Source organism: Pseudomonas oryzihabitans (assembly GCF_007665395.1).
Lineage (GTDB): Bacteria > Pseudomonadota > Gammaproteobacteria > Pseudomonadales > Pseudomonadaceae > Chryseomonas > Chryseomonas psychrotolerans_C.
The window spans coordinates 24377-45354 of the sequence record NZ_VDND01000017.1 but is presented as its reverse complement, the minus strand read 5'-3'; the positions used below and the strand labels follow the sequence as shown (position 1 = coordinate 45354).

The window sequence follows — 20978 nt, the reverse complement described above, 5'->3', positions numbered from 1 at the left end:
GGCGCGCCTGCTGTCAGGCGCGCCCTCTGCCCGGGGACTGGCGGAACCGCGGTGGCGCGCGGCGAATCGGCTAGCGCCTAACGCCGGCCATGACCCGCATCAGAAGATCGCCAGGCCGTCCATGACCGCCGAATAGAGCTCGGTGCCGTAGGTGAGGACGCCGAGGGGTATCCCCACCGCCGTGCCCAGGATCAAGGCGCAGCCCAGTATCGCCAGAACCGGCAGCCCGAACAGGCGCTGGGCCCGGACTGGGCCACGGCTTGCCGATACCGGGGCCTGCTGAGGGGATTTGCCGGCAGCGGAACCGGCTTTGGCCGTTGGGTTCGCGGGCGGTACCGGTTGCCGTCGCGAGACGTTGGCCTTGCCTTCCATCTCGATGAGATTGGCGATGTCGGCCAGGGTGCCATTGTTACGGGTGATCTGCTCATGGGCGGCGCGGAGCGAATCCGGGTTGGCCGTACGAGCCGTTGTGCGCGACGGTCTTCGTGAAGCGGTCATAAGTACCGGTAATCGTTGATAAAACTGGAGAATGGTAGAGCCTGGCGTGACGCTTATGAACAGGGTGCGAGCAACGAAGCCCATAGGCACGCCCGACCGAGTCACACGGCAGCAGGAGCACTTGGCGGGATAGGTAAGGCGCCGGGTACCCAGGTAATGGCAAATCGCCATTAAACCCTAAAAAAGGCTAGCCGGCATCACTCGCACGTGTTGCCAGCCACCTATCGGCGAAGGCGACGAACAGGAAGGCGCCGAAATCGCCAGCGGCGAGAATCCGCAAAATCAAATCGAGATGGATCGTCATGACATCCTGCCTTCGGCCTTGATACTGCACGGCTTCACTGCCCGTTCGCCGCTGTAGACCCGCTTTTCCAGCGATTGCTCAATCATCCGCGCCAACGTCCACGAAAATCCACGCCACCGTCTCTGGCCCGCGGTTCCGCGCACCTGCCAAGCCAGCCTCGGGGCGGGCCCCCTGCCCCCTCAGTACCCGGGCCCGGAGAGCGGGAGGGAGGAGGCCTACGTCCGCGGATCGCCCGCCAACCTTCCGAGAGCCAAGGCGGCGAGCTACCCGCTTTCACGTACGAGAGATGACCTTCACTGGCGGCCGACAAGGCGGCTGTCTAGTCTTAAGGAACTCCTAATCCCCCCAAGGCATGATGAACGCCAGGACGTTGGAGGCATCATGGATCTGATCATTCAACACTTCGAAGGCCAGCCCTTCGTCAGCAACCCCTACGCACCCGGCACGTCGCTGCGCCAGGACCTCTTCGAGCGACAATTCACCATCCGCCTGCACGGGTCGATGGAGGTGTCGGAAGACGCCGGGCGAGGCACCCGTCACCTCGATGGCCATGTCCAGCTCGGCCAGTGCGGCCTGCTCGAGGACATCCTGCCCATCGCCCTGGCAGCGATACGGCAGGAGCGCTATCCCACGGCACCCACGGTGCTCAGTTTCTGCCCGAAGCGGATCGCCGTTTCCGATCGCCGCGGCCATTTGGTCATGGCTGGCAAGGTGAATCGGCTGACCCGCAGCATCGACTGGATCGACCCTTGCCGCACGGCCGAGGAAGAACAGGTCGTGCTGGCGCAGATCCAGCAGCTGCGCTCGCGCTCGGCCTTCCAGCACGACTGGGACAACCCCGGCACCTCGTGCCTGCTGGACCTCGACGTCGACCTGCTCAAGGGCCGACTGGCCCACAAGGCCTGGCGAACTCATGTGCGGGCACTGCTGAGCGCCTGATCCGACGGGTAGCCCGCGCGGCAGCGGCCCATACCGGCCAGGCGTAGGTCGTGGCAGCGCAGCACCGTCATTCGATGCCGGCCTGCCAGGCGTCGATGGCGTCTCCGGTGCTAACGTAGGTTCTTTAGCCTCTGGACACGAAGCCCATGACGGACCGTCAGTTGATCATCCCGCCCGGCATGAATTCGCTGGTCGAGCGTGCGGGGTACGTTCCCGCGGTCAAGGTAGGAAAGACCCTCTATTGCGCAGGCCAGGTGGGGCGCACACCCGACCTGGAGGTCATCCACGATCCCGAGCAACAGTTCCTCGCCGCCTGGGAGAACCTTCGACGGGTCCTGGCGGCGGGTGGCTGCGGCTTCGACGACGTGGTGGAGATGACGACCTACCACGTCGACCTGCAGCGCCACCTACCCCTGTTCCGGCGAGTGAAGGACAGCGTCTTTCCCCGCAGCACCTGCGCCTGGACCTGCCTCGGCGTCGCCGAACTGGCTCGTCCCGGGCTACTGGTAGAGATCAAGTGCATTGCCGTGCAGCGCCAAGCTTCATAGCGCCGGGGCTCGTTGCTCAGGCCTGGGCTATCGCGATCCCCCTCCTGGGTGCCTGGCCAGTGCAACCGTTCAGGTGGAGAGTAGCTGGCGCCTACTACCTGCCTCAGCGCAGCGGGTGCGGGTAAGCCCGCTTGGCTGGATCCCGGGCACCCTTCTTCTCGGCCAGGCTCCCCGGCTACTGGACGCGGGCGGAGACAAAGCCAAGCCAAAGGGATAGACAGCGCTCAGTATAGGGGTGGTATTACTATGAGATCGAAGTTCGCCCCTGCGTTTCGAGCTAATAGCCACCGGTCGGACGAGCCCAGTGCTGGAACATCGATTATTGCAACAATCAATCAGGTGGATCATAGTGGCGTTATGCCACCTCTCTCAATAATCGAGTCTGCCCGTGTCCGGTGACAATCCAAACGATGTCCGCGAGGGCCTGCTGGCACTGCATCGTCAGCTGCAGGCAAACGCTGCTCGGCTGGTCGATCTCGAGGGTATCGACCCCGACGCCCGCGCGGTAATCAAGGCGGTCAACGAGCTCAATGAACTCGCCGCGCAGCTGGTGGCCGAGACGGCCCTCCTCGTTCCTGCACCGGAACGTGGCGACTGGTAGGACGATCACGCTGGGGAATGGGTAGCCCGCTACTTGCCGACGCAGACACCCGGACGAATAACGTCACGGCCGTCCTGCGCAAAACCGCCACCTGGGCCTTAAGGTCACCGTCAGCGAACCCCTTCCCGGCTGCTCCCGCGCAGCGACGTACTCCGACCACCTTGTCTTCACTCAACCAGATACCCGCCGGCTGCTGGAGCCCGAGCTGCCCGGTGGACATATCCACCGGGCAGCTCGGGTCGCTGGCGGAGACCGGCCTGCTCGGCTGCCAGCCTCATCGCCTGGCGTTGCGGGAGTCTTCAACCAACACGTTCAGGGTCGTGCTCGACCGAACTCGGCGTTGTAAATAAAAAAACGGAATGCCATTCTAAATCATTACCGAATTCCTACAACGCTCGAACGAAAAGCCGAGCGCTGCCGAAATAAACCAGAGACAGACTCCTTGGCAAAATCGACGACGCCTTCACGCTGGCCTGCCGCGGTGCGCGCCCTCGCCCATCGCGACTTCCAGATCTATTTCACGTGCCAGGGCGTATCGACGCTGGGCAAGTGGATTCAGCAGGTCGCCCTTTCCTGGATGGCCTATCACGTCACCGCCTCCGCCACCTTGCTGGGCGTCATCACCTTCCTGACGCTCGCCCCCCAGTTGCTCGTGGGCCCTATCGCCGGCGCCTGGATCGACCGCCGTGACAAGCGTCGCTGTCTGATCGCCGCGCAATCGCTGTTGGCCATGCAGTCACTCCTGCTCGCGCTCCTGAGCTGGCAGGGCTGGATCGACGCGCCGATCCTGATCGCCATGGCCTTGCTCCTGGGCTTGCTGAACGCCCTGGAGACCCCACTCCGCCAGGCGCTGATCGGTAGCTTCGTGGCCGATGCCCAGGACCTGCCCAACGCCCTAGCGCTCAATGCCATGCTGATCAATGCCGCCCGCTTCATCGGCCCACCCTTGGCCGGTGCGCTGATCGCCGCCAGCAGCGAGGCGATCTGCTTCCTGATCACCGCGATTGCCTTCGCGACCCTGTTGCTGGGTCTGGCCAAGGTGCAGGGTAGCGCGAGCGACAAGGCCAGCGGCTCGACCAGCGAGATGTTTCGCGAAGGCCTGGGCTACGTGTTCCGCACCGTCTCGGTCCGGCGGCTGATGCTGGGGGTGATAGCGGTCAACCTGCTGGCCTCCAACTACAGCGTGCTGCTGCCGGTGCTGGCCAAGACGCTCTACCTCGGTGACGCCCGAATGCTGGGTTGGCTGTGGGGCGCCGCGGGCGCCGGCGCCTTCGTCGCGACGATCATGCTCGCGCTGATCGGTGTCTTGCACCGCCTGAAGCGCGTGATCTTCATCGCCGAGTTGTGCTGCGCCCTGGCCCTGTGCCTGCTGGCGTTCAAGCTGCCGCTACCCTTCGCCCTCGTGCTGCTGGCCTTGCTGGGCTTTGGTATCACGGCCAACAACGTCAGCACCAACATGCTGCTGCAGAGCGACGCCCCAGCGGCGCTGCGCGGCCGCGTGATCGCCCTGTACATCGCCATGCGCTTCGGCTTCGAGGCCGTGGGTGGCCTGCTCGCCGGCCTGCTCGCCAGCGCGGTAGGGGCTCCCATCACGCTCGGCATCGCCGGCCTGCTGCTGCTCACCTTCCGCGCGGTGGAAAGTCACTTCAATTCGGCGAAAGAGTGATGGAGCCATTCGACCAACCTGCTGCTGGCCCGGCCGGGCTGGCGTTTCCGGTCAGATGTGGTGAAACACCCTGGTAACGGGGGCACTTTGGCTGGAGTCCATGCTCTCTCCGATGAGGACCAGACGCGCCTCAAGAAATAGGCGTTGTTGGGAGTGTGCCGCCAGGCCTACCTTCTTTACCGCGGCATTCGAGACACGACCAGCCGGCTCGCGCGATTGATCGAGCAGGCCATTCTGACAAGGGCGGTTCAGCTTCCCTTGCCGTATCAGACAGCTGCCTTCGCACACATCGCCGCCGCATCGGGCAATGGGTTAGTCGACATCCACGACCACCGGCGCCTGGCTCAGCCTCTGGAGGCCATGTGGGAATTGGGCTGATCCCGCTCTTTCCGAAAAGAGTGCCGTCGAGATCGGTCGCGAGAAAGTAATCTCGTTGGCTGCGTTCGAGTGGCATCCTGTTATGCAAGGCCGTTACTAAGGTGAAGAACACAGGGCCTGCCCCCTTACACTGATCAGCGTCCCTGCGCTAAGCACCCTACAACTCTACCCAATCGAGCGTCTAGAGATCGATTGGGTTGCACGTCGAAGAGCAAAGCTCCGAAGTAGCGCAGCGGCCAAACAGCCGGCTATATTATTTGAAGTCCATATCGCTTGGAAAAGTGCCATGCCGCTCTCCAGTCATCAACGAGCGCAGCTTTCAGCCGCTCTAGCGCGCTATATTGCCGATCTAGAAGATGCACGAGACTTGCAGGCACTGGAGATACACTTCCATCGGGCAGGCGCCTATATCGCCGCGATTCGAGACTTGGACGTATCGTCCACCGGACAGACCAACGGATTGTTGCTCGTGATCGATATGATCTACCGACAGGGTCTGGCCAGGCTCGCGGGTACTCTTACCGGCAACAGCTTTTTCAAAGCTGCATCGGACCCCAGTCTCTTTCTCGAGAATCTTGATCCGAACGGCTATAAGAGATAAGAGCTCCGAGTATCAATTGACGATTCCAAGGTATAAGAGTTAATCCTTACCCTCCCTCCGGTGCCACCGCATTAATGCCTCGACCGTGTCTGCGCAGTTATGACAAGGGTAGCAGGACCATATCCGAATCCAGCGGGACATGAGATCCCCTCAACCGCAATTCGTTAACGGCATGGAGGATGATCAGGTTCAAACTTCCCGCATGGCTTAGCATTGCCTTTGAAATCAAGCGCGTCACCTTTGCCGGTACTCCAGGATCTATCAGCGTCAGCATCAAACCTTCGCTTCGCCACTCGGCAAGGTGCTTTACCGGCGGATCGAGCGAAGCCAATACCTTACCCAGACCCTTCATGGTTAGCTTCCTTACAGTCGGATGGCGAAAAGTTCAGCGCTGGCTGTCTCACTGCTAGGCTATACAACGCTAAAGCGAGGCATGCACGTCGAGGCGACGACTGGGCGGCCTTTATTGCCTGGGCTACAAGAGCGTGATGTCTGCTATGGAGGTACAGAATGAATGCAGAAAATCGTCGGCATGGCCTGTACCTCATGGAGCGCCACGCAAAAGCGCAAGACGACATTGACTGTCTCCTCCGCCAAATTGAAGAGTGCCGTGGACAAGGACGCTCGCACGCGCTGAAGGACATGCTCGGTTTGTGTGTCATTCAGCAGCGGCGAAACCAAGCGGCGGTACAAAGCGCATTCCTCTTTTTGCTGAACCTAGATTAAAATCAATCTCGGGGGCTGGGCCAGCCACTCTGATGCCTTGGGCATGGTGCTCTAGCAGGACTATTTCAGCCTTGGCGACGAACTGCCACAGCAAAACCCAGCACAGCCTGTCTAATCAATCAGACAACCAACCCAGGGTCTGAATGAAAGACGTCGAAAAAACGCTGCGCCAATATGAACAGTTACAACTTGAGCTCCTAGGCCACAGAAAAAGAGCTCGGGTCTTGGCTGTACACATACTTGAGTCTCGAACATTGGCTACCCCTTGGTGTAGCTGGATATCCGAAAGATTGTCCCATATCACACCGCTCGAACTTCGGGCCCTCACCCGCCTGGAGCTCCAAAGGCTCCTGAGGCCTGATCGGCCTCCGAGGAATGGAATTGACGCCGAGTAAATCGCCAATAGTGATGACTCAGCTGTCTTCCAAGTCCGCATTTCCCTCTAGCATGCTGCTTTCGGCTTAACCGGCTCTCCGCCAGACCCGGTCAGCATTTCAATGAATCTCCATTCGATGAGCGTCTGATCTTGGCTGGCAAGGACCGTGAAACTATCAGGCGCGTTAAAATCTTGATATGTATCGAGGTCCAGACGGATTTTAGAAACAGTAATAGGCATGAATTTTTGACTGCCTCTCCTAGCCCTCGCTCCATCCGTAGTGTGCTGGAAGGGCGGACCGATGGATCGTCAATCAGATTGACAGCTCCACTAGCCCCAAAAAACAGCGAGACTACTAGCCGCAACCATATAAAAATGCGCCATCTGCAAGGCACCACCCTACAAACAATGAATGTGCTTAGAAAAAAAAGATAATGAATTCCAAACTAACCGACGCAACCATCACACAACGCTTGATGCAAACTTAAATCGACCCTATCTCCATGCGAAATATCACCACCAGTCAAAGAACACCACAGCAACTCCAATCAAGGCAAAGGTACCGGCCACGATAGAAAACAGGATACAGCTCACGGACGAAGCGCCCCTACTCATAGAGCTCTCCGATAAGGCGGATTTGCCTAATCCATGGACCTTAATCCCCCGTCGCGGTTAGTGCACTTCCAACTGAAAGCACAGATTTCCGACCAGAGGCAGTAGCTTAACTCGCACTGCGATTCAGGAATTAATCCTTGCAATCAATCAGGTATACTCATAGTCGGGCAAGCGTTCAAACCAAGAGCCAACTCCATTGTCTCAGTGGAAAAATCTTCGTTTGATTCGTATTTTTGGCAAACACGTCTACACTCATCTGAAGCGGCCTTTCGTTGGACCCTACCGCTGCTCACCCTAGGTACTCGTACCATGCCTTCGAAAATATACATCGGCCATGCTGATCTGATATTCAACCATACCTTTCTAAGCCCCAATACCGATACTTTGCTGGAACAACCTGACGCAGGAACGTTTTTCCTGTCTTTCCACAGCGCGACAGCAGCCCCAGAAAACTATGAGCGCTTGGCTGTCCGCTTCCCTTTGCACCAGCTGTCTTTCAAAGGACTTATCGCCGAGTTCGGTCAGTGCGCGATGTGGACTTCTTTGAGAATGGAGCTCGAGGGTACAGCGGCGCGATGAAGCCCGGCCCTGACTCAGCGGCTCGTGAAGAACACTTGGCTATCGGGTGATAGCTACTACCCGACAGTGAAGCGTCTTGACCGCCGAGTCTTGTAGAGGCTCGCCGAAGGTCAGGTCATCAAGATCGACGACGAGATGACGGTGCCAGGGTTCGCTCATGGCATCCCGAGATAATGCGGTGAAAATCGTGGGGGACAGGCTGACGCTTTGATCCTAATCCATGGCTTCTGGGCAGGCGTAGCGGCCACCGCCAGCCCAATAGCGCTACCCCCGCTTTCAGCCGCCCAAATTCTTCAAATGGACCGTCCTCCAAGAGTCATTTGGCATCTCGCGCTGCACCGATAGCGAAGCGACGAACGGCACCTGAATAGCTCTATTTCAAGACCTGAGCCGCTATCCCGCCTGCCTGCACCCTCGTAACCTTGGTTGTCTGACGAACCCTTATTGCGCGAGACTTTTCCTTTGGCTTCAGAACACGACCTGGACAGCATCGGCGCCCTTCGCCAAGAGGTCGCCAGCCTGCGCCGGCAACTGGACCGCAAGCAGAGTTACAACCAGCTGGTGTTCGACAGCGCTCTCGATTACGCCATCGTGGTAGGGGATTCAACGGGCAAGGTCACCGAATGGAGCGAAGGCGCTCATCAGATCCTCGGCTGGACCCGCGAAGAAATGCTCGGCCAATCTTTGCACCGTATCTTCACCGCTGAAGATTGTGAGATGGGCGTACCTGAACGAGAGATGGGCCAAGCCATCAGCCAGGGCCGCGCTGATGATGATCGCTGGCACCTGCGCGCCGACGGTCAGCAGTTCTGGGCCAGCGGCGTCATGATGCCGATCTGGGACGATGGTCAGTTCTCGGGCGTGATCAAGATCATCCGCGACCTGACGGAGCGCGTAGAAGCGGAAGCGCGACAGCAACGCCATACCGAACAGCTCGCGCAGCAGTTTCAGCAACTGGCCGAAAATATTCCTCAGCTCGTTTGGATATCCGATCTCAACGGCAACGACCTCTACTTCAATCCTCGCTGGGAGGCCTTCTCCGGCCTGTCCGCCGAGCAGCTCAGCAACAACGGCTGGCATAGCCTGATCGACGAAAGCACCCGCGAGCAAATCACTGCCGAGCGTACCCACGCTCTCGCTTCTCAAGGCGAATGGGAAGCAACCTTCAAGATGCGCAGCCAGAGCGGTACCGACCATTGGTGTCTCTGTCGAGCCTTACCGATTCGCAATGCCAAGGGCGAGGTCGTCCGCTGGTTTTCCACCTGTACCGATGTGGATGCCCTGCAGATACGATCCAGCACCTTGGAGCAGGACGCAGCCAACCTCCGCACCCTTTCAGCCAGCCAGGACGCCGCGCTTTCTCAATCGCACCAGGACCTGAGTAACGAACGTCAAGAGCGGAGCGCGGCTGAAGACAAGGTTCGCCAGCTGCAGAAGATGGAAGCGGTAGGCCAGCTCACTGGCGGCATCGCCCACGACTTCAACAACATGCTCACCGTCATCATGGGTGGCCTGAACATGCTGATGGCCAAGCAAAGGCGCGGCGATCAAAACGTTCAGCGCTACGCCGATCTGGCCCTCGAAGGTACCGTTCGCGCGGCGGAGCTCACTCACCGGCTTCTCGCCTTCTCTCGCCAGCAGCCGCTCGTACCGGAGGTCGTCGATCTCAATCGGTTGGTGAGCGGTCTCTCCGCCCTGCTCCAACGCACGCTGGGCAGCAGCTATCAGCTCGAAATCGTCCGCCACGGCGGGCTGTGGCTGACGCAGGTGGATATCAACAGCCTGGAACAAGCCGTGGTCAATCTCTGTGTCAACGCCCGGGATGCCATGGAGGATGGCGGTGCCATCACCGTTGAAACCGGCAATGTCTATCTGGATGACCACTACGCCAGCGAAGAAGGCGTGCAAGTGGGCGAATATGTGATGGTAGCGGTTTCCGACACCGGGACAGGCATTGATGCCCAGACGCTGGAGCGCGTCTTCGAGCCCTACTTCACCACCAAGCCGGTCGGCCGCGGCACTGGCCTGGGCCTGTCCCAGGTCTATGGTTTCGTTGCCCAGTCCCATGGGCATCTCAAGCTCTACAGCGAGGTTGGCCACGGCACCACGGTCAAGATCTACCTCCCGCGCTATCTGGGCGAAGCCAAGCCTGTCGAGCGCCTCCAGGTGCCTTTCGACGAAATACCTCGGGCTCAGGATAACGAATTGATCATCGTCGTCGAAGACGATCCCCGTGTCCGGCTGCTCACCGTCGAATCCTTGATCGAGCTGGGCTATCGAGCACTCGACGCGGATGGCGCAGAGACGGCGCTGAGCCTGCTGGCACTTCACCCCGAAGTCGATCTCGTGTTCACCGACATCGTCATGCCCGGGATGACTGGTCGCCAGCTAGCCGACCAGCTTGCCCTTAACCAGCCGCTCATGAAGGTCCTGTATACGACTGGCTATACCCGTAACGCCATCGTCCGCAACGGCACCCTGGACCGCGGCGTCTTCCTGCTACCCAAGCCCTTCACCCTGCGCGACCTGGCGCTCAAAGTGCGGCAGGTACTTGATTCCTAACCATTCGTCTATCGGCGAAAACTCAAGCCTAAGACTTAGCTCCAAGACGTAAGATCTCACAATGCTCTTTAGAACCAGGCGACATGACCAACCTGCACCCGCACATTCTCGTCGTTGAGGACGAACCTCTGGTTCGCCAACTCATTTACGAAATCCTCACCGACTTGGGGGCTGTGGCCATCGAGTGCGATCGGGCTGATGACGGTCTTGAGTACCTCGAAAACCATGCCCCGGAGCTGGCCATGGTCGTCTCTGACATCCTCATGCCTGGCCGATTAAACGGCCATCAGTTGGCCAACATCATCGCGCTGCGCTGGCCTGCGCTTCCGGTATTGCTGACCTCGGGTTTCTCCGGTTCCCAGACCCATCAACTGCCCGCCAACACTCGGTTCCTGGCCAAGCCCTGGTCCTTTCAGCAGATCGAAGAGGCGGTCAAGGCCCAGCTCCCATCTGGCTCCTAAACTGGCTTTCCCACCTGGCCATTTAGTCAACTTATTCATCCACGACAACAAGCCAAGCCTGTTAGAGTGGCTGCCTCAATTGAGAGGTATCGCCCACGTGCTCAACTTGAATTCTTTCCGCGTGGCCGTAGTAGAAGACGACCCTCTGCTGGGTCGGATCCTGGAAGACGTGCTTCAGGACCGCGGCGCAGAGTGCATGGCCTTTCCAAATGCAGACGACGCGTTGGTTGCCCTATTAGGCTCCGGGCAACCCGATCTCTTGATCACGGACCACTTGGTACCTGGACAGCTGACCGGTGCAGACCTCGCGCAACTGCTGGCCAGCCGCTGGCCAACCTTGCCCATCATCATTACCACCGGTTATGGCTATGAGATCAAGGCCGATCTACCACCCAATGTGGTCTATCTCCAGAAGCCCTGGATGCCAGCAGCACTAGAGACCGCAATAACCCAAGCGTTACGTTGAGTAACTGAGGTCTCGGTAAGCTTCAGTTGCCCAGGAGCTTGTCGATCCGGGCAGCAAAGGCATCCACCGAAAAAGGCTTAGCCAGCACTTCCATATCCGCCGCAAGCTGCCCCTCGTCCTGGAAGGCGCTATCGGCGTAACCGGTGATGAAGAGCACCTTCAGCCCAGGCCGAGCCTCTCGACCGATGGCGGCCAGTTGTCGACCGTTCATACGACCCGGCAGCCCCACATCGGTAATTAGCAGATCGATACGCACATCTGACTCCAGGATTTCCAGCCCGCCAGAACTCTCGGACGCTTCGAGCGTGGTATAGCCCATGTCTCCCAGCATCTCAGTAGCCAGCATCCGCAGGACGGGCTCATCCTCTACGACGAGCACAACCTCCCCACGGCCTTTCATCTCGGCCGTGGAGGCCTCACTGATGCAGTCGCTCGCCAGGTCATGCTCATTGCAGCGTGGCATGTACAGACACAGGGTGGTGCCTTCATCTGAAGTGGACTCGACCCTCACCAACCCACCCGACTGCTTGGCGAAGCCATAGATCATCGACAGGCCCAGACCGGTGCCCTCTCCGATCGGCTTGGTCGTGAAGAAGGGGTCGAAGATTCGGGCCAGATGCTCGGGCGGGATACCGGATCCAGTGTCGATCACGCAGAGCGACAGATAGTCACCGGGCTCCAGGTCCAGATTCTCGGCGGCGGGGTCTTCAAAATGGTGGTTGGCGGTCTGAATGGTGATCCGTCCGCCATCCGGCATGGCATCCCGCGCGTTGATGCAGAGGTTGAGCAGCACGTTCTCCAGCTGGGGCGGATCGATCCGCGCACGCCAGAGCTCTGGCTCGGCGATGACCACGATCTCGTTCTGCGGACCCACCGTTCGGCTGATCAGGTCGGTCATATCGGCTATCAGCGCGTTGACGTCCGTCGACCGCGGATCGAGCGCCTGCCGGCGCGAGAAGGCCAGCAACCGATGCGTCAAGGCAGCCGCCTTGCTGGAGGCGCCCAGGGCCGCGCCGATGTAGCGATCCAGATCTTTCAGCCGCCCCTGGTTGAGCCGCATTCTGAGCAGCTCCATGGCGCCATTGATGGCTGCCAGCAGGTTGTTGAAATCGTGCGCCAGACCGCCGGTGAGCTGGCCCACCGCTTCCATCTTCTGACTCTGCCGCAAGGCGTCTTCAGCAGTAGCCAAGGCCAGCGCCTGTTCCTTGTCATCGGTGATATCGCGACCGACCCCGACGATGAATCCATCCGCAGCTTGCGCTGTCCATGAAATCCACCGGTAATCGCCATTCTTGCAGCGATAACGATTTTCAAAGTGCGTCAGTCGGGCACTGCGATGATTGATATCGCTCGCACCTTGCTGGGTATGAGCCAAGTCTTCCGGGTGAATGAGGTCGAACAGATTCATGCCGATCAGCTCTTCCGGCAACCAGCCCAGGATCTCGGTCCAGGCCGGATTTGACCTGACGATGCCACCCTGAGAGTCGGCGACCAACATGAGGTCGCCCGAGAGCCGCCAGAGGCGGTCACGGTCGCGGGCCCGCTCGGCCACCTGCCCCTCCAGCGACGTTGCGAGCTGACGGAGTTTCCGCTTTGATCGCCGTCTTTCCAGGGTCCCCTGGGCGAGCTTTGCCACATCTGAGATGAAGTTCAGCTCGTCCTCAGACCAGACACGTGGCCGATCACTGTTGACGAACAAGACGGCCTCCAACCGGCCCTCGTCGAAGAGCGGTGTGTTGACCAGTGCCGCCACGGCTGCCTCAGCAAAGGCCGCAGCGCCGCGCTGGGTGCGGGGGTCAACGGCGATATCGCTGACCACGATCGCCTTGCCCTCGTCGAGCCCGGTCAAGGCCTCGCCGTAGCTGTTCAGAAAATGCAAACCGGCGCCGGAGGGAATCCCCGGCGCCGTCCAATCGCGCTCGATGATCAGCGTCTGTCCACCCGGCTGGATGACCCCATAGCCGACTCGGCTCACCCCCAGGGTACGACCGGTGATCTCCGCCGCTAGATAGGCGATATCGGCGGCACTGTCGAAGTCATGTAACCGAGTACTCAGCTCGATCAGCGCGGCACGCTGAGCGTCCCGGTGTTTCCGTGCGGTGATATCGGAAAACAGCACGGCAACCTGGTGGGGCGCCTGCGGCCCCAACGGATAGGCATAGAGGTCAAAGTGCCGGTCGTTGAGCGACCTGGCCCGATGCTCGAAATGCACGGCCTTACCGGTGGCCACCATCTCGGCGTACCGCTCGGCCCACGTAGACTCCTGATCGGGCGCGAGGTCACCCATCCAGTGCCCGGTGATATCGGTCAGGCCGGTGATCTCGCCGAATGCCTTGTTGACCTGGAGAAAGCGATAGTCCGCCGGTGCGCCCTGGTCGTCACAGCGCACCTCGACAACGCAGAAGCCAATGGCGATGGCGTTGTAGAGGTTACGGTAGTTCGCCTCCTGCTCAGCCACCGCCAGCTCGTTGAGCTTGGCCTGGGTGATATCGCGCGACACGGACAGGATCCGCCGGGGCTGGCCAGCCTCATCGAAGATGGGCGTGACCTGCACATCCCACCATTTCGCCGTGCCCTGGAAGGTCTTGGCATCCCCCTGAAAGCGCCCCATCTGCCCGTCACGCGCTGCCCGCAGCGCCCTCTTCGCCTCCTCATGCCCTTCGCCCTCCCAGAAATTGGGCCAGGGGCATCCCTTGATCTCATTGAAGTCGCTGACCTCCATCAGCGCCTGGCCACCCTCGTTCATGTAGGCCAGCCGCCCCTCGAGATCGAGGACCTTGATGCAGTCCGCTGACGCGGCCAGGATGCTGCGCAGAAAGGCCGAATCCGCCTGGTACCGTTCAATGGAATCCAGCTGGCGGCGCAGGCGATCATTCTCTTCGGTAAGCGCGATAATGGTATTGGCGGAGGTGTCGGTTCGGATAATCATGAAGGAGGCACAGGGAGGGAAAGGGCGTGGCGCAGATTATCGGGCAGGAGCCTGGTCGCCATCTGAATCAGACGACAGATGGTATTTCTGTCATACGAAAGGACGTGGCCAGCGCCGCCTGCTTATCCACTCGCCGCTCCTGGCCTGGACGTCCGGCTGGCGATCCGATCCTTTGAAGGCAGCGAATCACACCCTGTCGGAACAGGCGATTCCGGTCCTGAAGGGCTTTCCCTACTTTCAAGAGCGACCGGAAAGGCGCCTTGCCATCGACGAATAGAAATCGCTACGCAGGTACTGTAGACCCTGGTGGCTACAGAACCGGCAAAGGCCATAGGAGCGGCGGTGGGCTCTCCCATCGGTCATGACGGCTTGGGTATCAACTAACCGGCACCAATGGCATTGAAATGGCTGCCTTGACATCGGATCGCCGTGGTTGCCGCGCTGGTCCGGGTCTGGCTTAAGACACGCGGACCCCATCGTGGGTAGCAATGTGCGACGGCAACCAAACTGTCCTGGCGGCCTTCATCGAGGGCCGCCTGCACGTGGGCATCCGGGCGTTCGGCGAGGACGTAAGTCCAGCACCTCTACCTGGAGGCTCGCAACACCAGGCTGCCGCCTGCCCTCCTCCCCCAGTCATCGTCCCGGGTGCTGCCCAGGGGCCGAGCTTGCTCTGGTACTGCTACCACGCGAGAGGCTACTGCGTCTGCCGGTGATCCTTGACCGTCTCCCTCAAGAAGCAGCTGGGCCTTGACCATCCAAGGCACCTTCCCTGGCGACTCCAGTTACATCCGCTGGTGAGACTGGTCGCGGGATTTTGTCTGATCCAACTTCTTCCCGGACAATCCCGTGACGATCATGTGGTGAACCAGCAGATAAATCGCCAGACCAAAAGTACCGAATAGCAGCATAAGACCGAGCTTTTCGTGTGCGAACATTGGGGACACCTCCGCAACGGACGGAAAAACAGGACTGCCTATGTTTGTAATTAAACAAACAATCTTGAGCCTAGTCCTCGATCCCAAAAAAGCAAATGCGGCTATCGCCGGCCGGCACCGGACTGCCAAGCACCTAGAATGGAATGCACAGGGCTTTGCAAGAAGGTATCGCGCTCTACTGCAGGTCGCGCTGAGCACCCCGCTCAATACCAAGGCAAGGGCAAGCGGCGAAGAGCCTGGCTACCACGAAGACCGCCAGCTTGCTGAAGGCGGAAGGTACGGCAGCGAGCGGCTGGGTTTCACCAAGCCCTGGCGCCCCGACAACCTCCCACCTGAGAAGCTGCCGCTATAGGGCCATCTTTTCTTGCGGCGTGACTTGGGCGAGCTCCACCTGCCGCACCAGTACCTGACCGTCGGTGAGGTCCAGGGACAGGGTGCGATGACCGGCGCCGCGAACGTGAGTACGGACGGGGTGGAGACCCTGTTGGGCCAGCTGCGCCAACGCCGCGTCGACATTGACGTCACCGATACTCCTGACTCGCTCGCGCAGAATCTGAGGAAACATGTTGCCGCCGCCATAGACGTGAACCTGGTAGCCGGAAAGATCACCGCCGTGGCGCGCAATCGCGCCCAACATGAGCTGGAGGGACTCGTCGACGTAGTGCCCGTCGGCGGCGAGGCAGAGGCCACCTCGCTGGCGCGTGGGCAGCAAGGCATGGGTCACGCCACCCAGGCGCCGCCGCGGATGCCAGAAGACAAAGGCCACACAGGAACCCAGGATGGTACGGATCCGCAGCTCTTCCCTGCCGAAATACCATTCACCCGGACGCAGGAAAAGCTCCGCCGCGGCAGCCATGGCTACAACGCCCGTGAATGGATAGGGAGAACGGCCATTGCCAGGCCATCAGGCGATCCACCCGCAGTCGGCCCCTTGCCATAGCTTTGACTGCTTGCCGGTGAATCCCCTGTTCTATGGCGTTCCATGGTTGGCCTGTCGCTCATTTGTCACACTCATTCCAGAATCTAACAGGAACTACATAAATTATTATCGCAACACTTATTTCGTTGTAACTTGTCGCTAGTTGCTGGTGCCGGGCACAGGCACCCAGTCACTATCGGCAGAATCGGGGTTCGAAGCGCCATCCGCTCAGTGCCAGCATAGAGGGCTTCAAAGCTCCCAACAGTCAGCAAAGCTAATGGAGGCGATAGCTTTCGCAGGACTGGACGGTAGATCCCCAGCTACGCGGTACCGCGGTCGGACCTAGAGATATTTGCGCCCGTTGGCTGACGTGGTCGGCGACCTACTCAGGCGATGTCTGGAGCTCCAGACCACACACGCGAGCGGCATAGCGCGACGAGCCTGGCTGCCAAGGGGACCGCTGCCTTTCCGGAGCCGAGCGTTACACCGTGCAGGGCTAGCGGGGCGCCTCGGACAATTGGGTTTCCAAGGCTCAGAAACGCAAAAACCCTCCTTGCGGAGGGTTCCTGGTGAAGATGGTGGGTCGTGTGGGATTCGAACCTACGACCAATTGGTTAAAAGCCAATTGCTTTTGATCCACCGCTACACCCAGGCGCGACGCACCTCTCAGCGAAAACAAGCGGCCTCTAATGAACCCATTAGAGGCTGCAAATTTGAAAACTACATCTGCGATTTCGACCAAGGGCGGTACAGGAAAAACCACCAAGACCGCCAACCTAGGCGCGTTTTGTGCCGATGCAGGGCTGCGCACCCTACTGATCGATCTGGATCCTGTCCAGCCTTCGCTCTCGTCCTACTACGACCTCGTCGAGCCCGCCCCCTGCGGCGTCTTCGAGCTGATTGCCAGCAACGAGACACGTCTCGACCGCATCGTCTCCAAAACGAATATCAAGAATCTATCGCTGATCTATTCCAACGATCCGCACAACCACCTGATCAACCTCCTACTGCAGGCGCCTGATGGCCGGCTTCGCCTGGCTCATCTCAAGGACATCTTCCAGGACGACTTCGACCTGGTGCTGATCGATACGCAGGGCGCCCGCACCGTGCTCCTCGAGATGGTGATGCTCGCTTCGGACCTCGCCGTCTCCCCCCTCCCCCCCGAAATGCTGTCCGCCCGCGAATTCAACCGCGGCACTCTGCAGATGCTGGACGGACTCCGACCATATGCCCGCCTTGGGCTGCCGGTACCGCCGATCAAGGCCGTAGTGAACGGTCTGGATCTCACCTCGGACGCGCGCCAGCTGGATGCGACGATCCGGGAGACCTTCCGTGGCCATACCGATATCCAGGTCATAGATACCGTCATTCCTGATGCAGTTGTCTATTGCGAGTCGGCCACGCATGGGATCCCTGCACACCGTCTGGAGTACAGGCAGCCCAGCAACCGCCAGGCACCCGCTGCCCTGCAGGTCATCCGCAACCTCGCCATCGAACTCTTCCCTGAGTGGGCTGATCGCTTCACGGCCATGAATGAGTCGGTTGTGCATGCCCTAGTGAGAGAGGGCAAGTGAGATGGCCGCTTCCCAAAAGCATGATCTGACCCAGGCCACAGGCATCACTGCAGACGTGGTACTGGAGCAGGGAAAATTCTACGCCGCGCAGGATTTCCGCAAGGTGCAGACTGGGCTCTCCAGCGCGGCCCGCGAGCTTCGGGCACTGACCCAGTACGGCACGCTATTAGGTCGCCTGGGCGAGCAGCTCTCCCATGAGCAGCGCGAGCTGCTGAGCAACGCTGCCGCCCTGCTGGACTCCGTGAAGTACAACGTCGAGCACGCAAAGGAGCGCAAGGCACGCGAGGAGAAGGCTGCCGCCAAGCTTCGCGAGCAGCGAGAGCGACAAGCGAAGCAACTGGTAACCAAGCACTTCCAGCTGCCGACCACGACAGTCGAGCAGCAGATCGAAGTGCTGAAGCTTTATATCGCCACCAGGCCGGTCATTGATGGCTGGTTCCTGAAACAAGATGGTTCCCTTCGCGACATGATGCGGTCTCCAGCTCCAAGCTGGGCTACCACGAAAAAATGGCGTCTGGACCAGGTGACCAGCCTTATCGCTGATCTGAAATCCTCAGTCGAATATCACCTTGTTTTCGTGGACCAGTCTCCCTCCCAGCGGCTGGAGTCCCTACAGAAGCGAGTCGCTGAGGTACGGGAGGCGCAGCTTTCGAAGCCGAGCGCGCAGGAGACCCTCAAGGTCTGGACAGAGGCGCTTCAGGAAGTCGCACTGGTGTCTAATCCGCCACCGGCAGCGGCCCCTTCGCAAGGAGGGGCTGCCTGATGGACGCTACCAAGCAGAAGATCCTAGAGCGCGTCGCCAAATGTTTCGCCCTGGCCAAGGACGCCGGCGCCGCGCCGAACGAAGCTGAGATCGCGCTGCGTCAAGCACGCAAGCTCATGCAGCAGCACAACCTCATGGACGCTGACGTCCAGGCAGTGCTGGCCAGCGAAGCAGTCGTTGCCACCGGCACACGCAAAGCGCCCGCCCATTGGCTTCACCAGCTCGCACTGGTGTGTGCCCAGGCATTCGATTGCGATCCTCTGGCCTATCGCGATCAGCGCCTGGGCTGGGCCTTCAAGTTCGTCGGTATCGGTGTCGGGCCAGAGATGGCCAGCTACGCCTATTCCGCGCTCCACCAGCAGCTACTGGCCGCGCGCAAGGTCTTCGTCCGCAGCCAAACTCGCTGCAAGCTGGCCACCAAACGCCGTCGTGGCCAGGTCTTCGCCGAAGGCTGGATCGAAGCGGTCAGCGTCAAGGTCCACCAGTTTGCCAAGGGCAAACCAGATGAGACCCAGCGCGTCATCGACGCCTACCTTGCCGTTCACCATCCGGACCTGACCACCGTAGAGCTTGAGCACCTGGAGGCCAAAGGCCACGACGTGCGGGCGCGCTACCAAGGCTACGAGCTGGGAACTCAAGCACAGCTCCACCGCGGCGTTGGCCAGCGCCGCAGCCAGTTTGCGCTGGGAGGTCAGCCATGAGCGTCCTTCAGCTCCTGGAAGCCTCCGCCCACGATCACTCCGTGCATGTCTCAGACGCTGAGCACGTAGCAGCCGGCTTGGTCCCGCCTCACTCACAAGAAGCCGAGCAGTCCGTCCTGGGCGGACTGATGCTCGACAACAGCACCTGGGACCTGATCGCTGACGTACTCCTGGAGGAAGACTTCTTCTTTCGGCACCACCAGCTCATCTTTCGGCGTATCGCTCTGCTCGCCTCGCAGTCGCGGCCCTTCGATGTCGTGACCCTTGCCGAGGTGATGCCCGACGTCGACGAGGTGGGTGGCCTTGCTTATCTGGGGACCTTGGCCAAGGACACCCCCTCGGTGGCCAACATCGTCGCCTACGCGGAGATCGTCGCCCAGCGCGCACATCTGCGCCGGCTGATCCTGCTGGGCTTTGCCAGCAGCCGCGAGGCGTCAGCACCAGGTGCCAATGCCGCCGAAGTACAGGAGCAGACAGAGCAGCGGCTGTTCGCGCTCGGCCAAGACCGCAAGGGCGCCGAGTTCTGCAACGTCACGGCAACGTTGAGCAAGCTGATCGACACCATCGACGAACGCTTCAACAACCCTACGCCGGTGACGGGCGTTCCTTCAGGTCTTACCGACCTCGATACCCTCACCTCGGGATGGCAGGACACCGACCTGATCATCGTCGGTGCCCGGCCAGCCATGGGCAAGACCGCCTTCTTGCTCAATTGCATCACCAAAGCGCTCCACCATGCGCTGGGCAAATCGGTACAGGTTTACAGCCTGGAGATGCCGGCTGAACAGCTGATGCTGAGGCTAGTGGCGATCATCGGCCACATTGATGCCACGAAGCTCAAGCTTGGGCAGTTGGAGGATGAGGACTGGCCGAAGCTGACCATGGCCGTCAACACCATCAACGGCTTTGGCGACCGCCTGGTCATCGACGACCAGGCTGGCCTGTCCCCCACGATGCTGCGCGCCAGAGCCCGTCGCGCCGCGCGGCGTTTCGGCCCGCCCGCCCTGATCTTGGTCGACTACCTGCAGCTAATGCGCTGCGAAGGCCAGGAGAACCGTGCCAACGAAATCGCCGAGATCTCTCGCTCGCTCAAGGCGCTCGCCAAAGAGATGAAGTGCCCGGTTATTGCCCTATCCCAGCTCAACCGAGGACTCGAGTCCCGGCCGAACAAGCGGCCTGGCCTTGCCGATCTGCGTGAGTCCGGAGCCATCGAGCAAGACGCGGACGTGATCATGTTCCTGTACCGCGACGAGTACTACCACCCGGATACCGAGTTCAAGGGCATCGCTGAGCTGATCGTTGGCAAACACCGCAACGGCGAAGTCGGCACGGTCCGCGCCGCCTTCATCGCCAAGCAGACGCGCTTCGAGAACCTGAGCGCACAGGCCTGGCAGGAGATGAACGCATGAACCTCCTGACCGACGCCCCCGCGCCCGCTACCGATGAAGCACACCCCTCTTCCCTGCCCTTCCCCTCGATCGTTCGCCGGCGGGAGCCGGCAAGGAGCTGCTCGATGAGCCCGCAAGCTATGTTGTCTGGGGTTACTCACCAGTGCCGCCACTGCGGCCATCACTTCTGCCGTCGCTCCCTCACCCCAGATGAGCTCCTCGTCTGCAGCGTATGCCATTCGTTCGATGTAGAGCCCCTGGAGCCTGTAGAGCAACCCGAGCCTGGCCCTTACCACGAAACCACAGTGGTATTCCGCGTCGCCGGCTCCCGCAATGACGCGGCAGGGCTGATAAAAACTCTGGACTTGCTGTTCAAGGACGATGGTCTGGCCGAGATCGTCGCCATCGAATCGGGCAACCAGCTCCAGCAACGGGCGGGAGGCCAATGA

21 protein-coding genes are annotated in these 20978 nt (G+C 60.4%); 16 read left to right on the top strand and 5 right to left on the bottom strand.

The features are described from left to right. Positions 1 to 99 precede the first annotated feature (99 nt). Positions 100 to 498: a hypothetical protein gene (locus FSV73_RS24435; RefSeq protein WP_145012850.1), complete on the bottom strand. Its 399-nt coding sequence runs from the start codon at positions 496 to 498 to the stop codon at positions 100 to 102. Between the two features lie 685 nt (positions 499 to 1183). Between FSV73_RS24435 and FSV73_RS24430 the strand changes: the two genes are divergently transcribed. From FSV73_RS24430 to FSV73_RS24410, 5 genes are all read left to right on the top strand, one after another. Continuing rightward, positions 1184 to 1741: a hypothetical protein gene (locus FSV73_RS24430; protein WP_145012848.1), complete on the top strand. Its 558-nt coding sequence runs from the start codon at positions 1184 to 1186 to the stop codon at positions 1739 to 1741. A gap of 146 nt (positions 1742 to 1887) precedes the next feature. Then, the gene (locus FSV73_RS24425) at positions 1888 to 2289 is read left to right on the top strand and encodes a RidA family protein (RefSeq protein WP_145012846.1); all 402 of its coding nucleotides are present in this window, start codon (positions 1888 to 1890) and stop codon (positions 2287 to 2289) included. 388 nt (positions 2290 to 2677) lie between these two features. Continuing rightward, entirely contained in the window at positions 2678 to 2890 is a 213-nt protein-coding gene (locus FSV73_RS24420) for a hypothetical protein (protein ID WP_145012844.1), read from the top strand. Between the two features lie 442 nt (positions 2891 to 3332). Further along, positions 3333 to 4556, top strand: coding sequence for an MFS transporter (locus FSV73_RS24415; protein ID WP_260856160.1), 1224 nt, complete (start codon positions 3333 to 3335; stop codon positions 4554 to 4556). A 664-nt stretch (positions 4557 to 5220) separates the two neighbouring features. Further along, positions 5221 to 5535, top strand: coding sequence for a hypothetical protein (locus FSV73_RS24410; RefSeq protein ID WP_145012842.1), 315 nt, complete (start codon positions 5221 to 5223; stop codon positions 5533 to 5535). A 97-nt stretch (positions 5536 to 5632) separates the two neighbouring features. Here FSV73_RS24410 and FSV73_RS24405 read toward each other — a convergent pair whose 3' ends face one another. Then, on the bottom strand, positions 5633 to 5887 hold the full coding sequence (locus tag FSV73_RS24405) for a hypothetical protein (protein WP_145012840.1): 255 nt from the start codon (positions 5885 to 5887) through the stop codon (positions 5633 to 5635). Between the two features lie 158 nt (positions 5888 to 6045). On the opposite strand from FSV73_RS24405, the gene FSV73_RS24400 reads away from it, so the two are divergent. The 5 genes from FSV73_RS24400 (at position 6046) to FSV73_RS24380 (ending at position 11320) form a co-directional block, all read left to right on the top strand. Further along, positions 6046 to 6261 carry a hypothetical protein gene (locus FSV73_RS24400; RefSeq protein ID WP_145012838.1) on the top strand — a complete coding sequence of 72 codons (216 nt, stop codon included), beginning with the start codon at positions 6046 to 6048 and terminating at the stop codon, positions 6259 to 6261. Between the two features lie 1300 nt (positions 6262 to 7561). Further along, positions 7562 to 7831: a hypothetical protein gene (locus FSV73_RS24395; protein WP_145012836.1), complete on the top strand. Its 270-nt coding sequence runs from the start codon at positions 7562 to 7564 to the stop codon at positions 7829 to 7831. A gap of 426 nt (positions 7832 to 8257) precedes the next feature. Then, entirely contained in the window at positions 8258 to 10393 is a 2136-nt protein-coding gene (locus tag FSV73_RS24390) for a hybrid sensor histidine kinase/response regulator (RefSeq protein ID WP_145012834.1), read from the top strand. Positions 10394 to 10476: 83 nt separating this feature from the next. Beyond that, on the top strand, positions 10477 to 10854 hold the full coding sequence (locus FSV73_RS24385; protein WP_145012832.1) for a response regulator: 378 nt from the start codon (positions 10477 to 10479) through the stop codon (positions 10852 to 10854). A 97-nt stretch (positions 10855 to 10951) separates the two neighbouring features. Next, entirely contained in the window at positions 10952 to 11320 is a 369-nt protein-coding gene (locus FSV73_RS24380; protein ID WP_145012830.1) for a response regulator, read from the top strand. 22 nt (positions 11321 to 11342) lie between these two features. Here the strand turns inward: FSV73_RS24380 and FSV73_RS24375 are convergent, their stop codons facing one another. After that, positions 11343 to 14249 carry a PAS domain S-box protein gene (locus tag FSV73_RS24375; protein WP_145012828.1) on the bottom strand — a complete coding sequence of 969 codons (2907 nt, stop codon included), beginning with the start codon at positions 14247 to 14249 and terminating at the stop codon, positions 11343 to 11345. Between the two features lie 782 nt (positions 14250 to 15031). Beyond that, entirely contained in the window at positions 15032 to 15184 is a 153-nt protein-coding gene (locus FSV73_RS25680; RefSeq protein ID WP_186309334.1) for a hypothetical protein, read from the bottom strand. 40 nt (positions 15185 to 15224) lie between these two features. On the opposite strand from FSV73_RS25680, the gene FSV73_RS24370 reads away from it, so the two are divergent. Continuing rightward, positions 15225 to 15536, top strand: a complete 312-nt coding sequence (locus FSV73_RS24370; protein WP_145012826.1) for a hypothetical protein — start codon at positions 15225 to 15227, stop codon at positions 15534 to 15536. Here the strand turns inward: FSV73_RS24370 and FSV73_RS24365 are convergent. Next, entirely contained in the window at positions 15531 to 16040 is a 510-nt protein-coding gene (locus FSV73_RS24365) for a chemotaxis protein CheD (RefSeq protein ID WP_145012824.1), read from the bottom strand. The two genes, FSV73_RS24370 and FSV73_RS24365, sit on opposite strands and share 6 nt — an antisense overlap. Before the next feature lie 752 nt (positions 16041 to 16792). Here FSV73_RS24365 and FSV73_RS24360 point away from each other — a divergent pair. From FSV73_RS24360 to FSV73_RS24340, 5 genes are read left to right on the top strand one after another with little or no spacing between them, the layout of a single operon-like run. Further along, positions 16793 to 17677 (top strand): ParA family protein, encoded by an 885-nt coding sequence (locus FSV73_RS24360; protein ID WP_437179313.1) that lies wholly within the window; start codon positions 16793 to 16795, stop codon positions 17675 to 17677. Between the two features lies 1 nt (position 17678). Beyond that, positions 17679 to 18440: a hypothetical protein gene (locus FSV73_RS24355; protein ID WP_145012821.1), complete on the top strand. Its 762-nt coding sequence runs from the start codon at positions 17679 to 17681 to the stop codon at positions 18438 to 18440. Beyond that, a complete protein-coding gene (locus tag FSV73_RS24350; RefSeq protein WP_145012819.1) occupies positions 18440 to 19141 on the top strand; it encodes a DUF2786 domain-containing protein in 702 nt (233 codons plus the stop codon). The genes FSV73_RS24355 and FSV73_RS24350 overlap by 1 nt, the downstream gene beginning before the upstream one ends. Then, positions 19138 to 20550, top strand: a complete 1413-nt coding sequence (dnaB, locus tag FSV73_RS24345) for a replicative DNA helicase (protein WP_145012817.1) — start codon at positions 19138 to 19140, stop codon at positions 20548 to 20550. The genes FSV73_RS24350 and dnaB overlap by 4 nt, the downstream gene beginning before the upstream one ends. Next, positions 20547 to 20978 (top strand): hypothetical protein, encoded by a 432-nt coding sequence (locus tag FSV73_RS24340; RefSeq protein ID WP_145012815.1) that lies wholly within the window; start codon positions 20547 to 20549, stop codon positions 20976 to 20978. The genes dnaB and FSV73_RS24340 overlap by 4 nt, the downstream gene beginning before the upstream one ends.